This is a genomic window from Ensifer adhaerens (genome assembly GCF_001270265.1).
Taxonomy (GTDB): domain Bacteria; phylum Pseudomonadota; class Alphaproteobacteria; order Rhizobiales; family Rhizobiaceae; genus Ensifer; species Ensifer adhaerens_B.
In genome coordinates this window covers 1-1,540 of sequence record NZ_LGAP01000077.1, presented here as the reverse complement: position 1 = coordinate 1,540, position 1,540 = coordinate 1, and the positions used below count along the sequence as shown (strand labels likewise).

Sequence of the window (1,540 nt, the reverse complement as noted above, 5' to 3'; positions counted from 1 at the left end):
TAGCCTGTCTTATTCACGAGCGGCGATGGTGCGTTACGTCTGAGCGTCGGGCGCGGCATTCAGTGGCGTCTGTTGCACCGCGGGCTTTGGCTGGACTTGTGGAACGCGCTGGAGGTTGAAGGTGTGGGGTTCGGCGGGGCCTTAGATGCCCCGGCGCTCATGGTCCGGCCGGTTGGAGGGTCGTGGCGATGGAGCGGAACAGATCAGCCTCGGGACAGGCGGCAGCGAATGCGAGGCGGATGCGCGAGACGGTTTCGGTGACACGGGCGCCGATTTTGAGAAGCCGGAGCCTGAGCGTTGCGAACTCGGCTCTGCTCAGTTGATGGGTCCTTGGCACCGCCTCGCGGAGCGTCAGCATCAGCCAGTAGGCGGCGGTGTGCAGGACGAGACGAACCTGGTTGGCGATCGGCGATCGGCAGGAGGTGCGGTCGGAGGCGAGCTGGCTCTTGTGCATCTTGATCAGGTTCTCGGCCTGGCCACGGGCGCAGTAGATGATGTCGTAGATGTGTTCGGCGGAGCCTTTACCAAGGTTGGTGACGACGAAGCGGATGTCGAGGCCCATGGTGGTCGCCTCGATGCGGGCAGAGACGCGGCGTTGCGTCTTCCAGGATTTCGCCTTGTAGCGGGTCTCGGCATAGCCGCGCAGCACCGGCTTCTGCTCGCGCGCGCGGCGGGTGCGAATGTCGTCGGCGGCCTCCTCGACGAGACGCTTGAGAACCCTGTTGCCGGCGAGCCCGAACAGATAGTCGATGCCGTTCTTCTCGCACCATTGCATGACTTCCACCCGGCCATAATGGCTGTCGCCGCGGATCAGGATGCGGGTCGTTGGCCAGCGGGCGCGGATGCGCCGGACGAGGCGGCGCAGATGGCCGCGGATCTCCTTGCCCGTTGGCGTCTTGCCGGGCCGCAGGATCATGGCGACAGGCCGACCCGTGGCAGCGTCATAGATGTGGATCGGCAGGAAACAACGCTCGTCGTAATGGCCGTTGAAGAGGGAGAGCTGCTGATGGCCGTGAACGACATCGAGCGTGTCGTCGATATCGAGGGTGACGTTTGCGGGCGGTGCGGCATAGCTCGACAGCCACAGGTCGACCAGCACCCCGGCAAGGCGGATGACGGTCCTGAGGTCGGGCAGGTTCTCCAGCCGCGAACAGGTCGGCTGCGAGCACAGGTCAAGGCCGCTGTCGGGCAACCGCCCGCAGGCGAGCTTGAAGGCCGGGTCAAAGCGCAGCCGGTCGAGATCGTTGGCGTCTTCATAGCCGCAGGCGATGGCGAAGATGCGGGCGCGCAGAATATCGGCCACGCCGTGGGTCACCCGGTTCGGATCCCGCGGATCATCGATCGCCGCGGCAAGCCGCTCGGCCAGCTGAAGGCGCCGCTCGGCCGCCGCCAGCAGCATCACGCCGCCATCCGTGGTGATGCGTCCGCCGTCGAACGCGGCGGTGATCTTCTTGCGGCCAACGGCTGGAAAAGCAAACGGCAGCAATGTATCGTCGGTCATGGCGGGTGTGGCTCGCAAGATGTGGTCGACAGGACTGGC

Annotated in this window: 1 protein-coding gene; it reads right to left on the bottom strand. The window is 65.5% G+C overall.

Translation table 11 applies throughout. From position 1 onward, the window contains the following. Positions 1-157 precede the first annotated feature (157 nt). Positions 158-1,501 (bottom strand): IS1380 family transposase, encoded by a 1,344-nt coding sequence (locus AC244_RS34720; protein ID WP_053253357.1) that lies wholly within the window; start codon positions 1,499-1,501, stop codon positions 158-160. Positions 1,502-1,540: the final 39 nt, after the last annotated feature.

What these genes read in the sequence shown, in the direction of transcription:
- AC244_RS34720 (WP_053253357.1), bottom strand. Translation starts at nt 1,501, where the DNA reads ATGACCGACGATACATTGCTGCCGTTTGCTTTTCCAGCCGTTGGCCGC.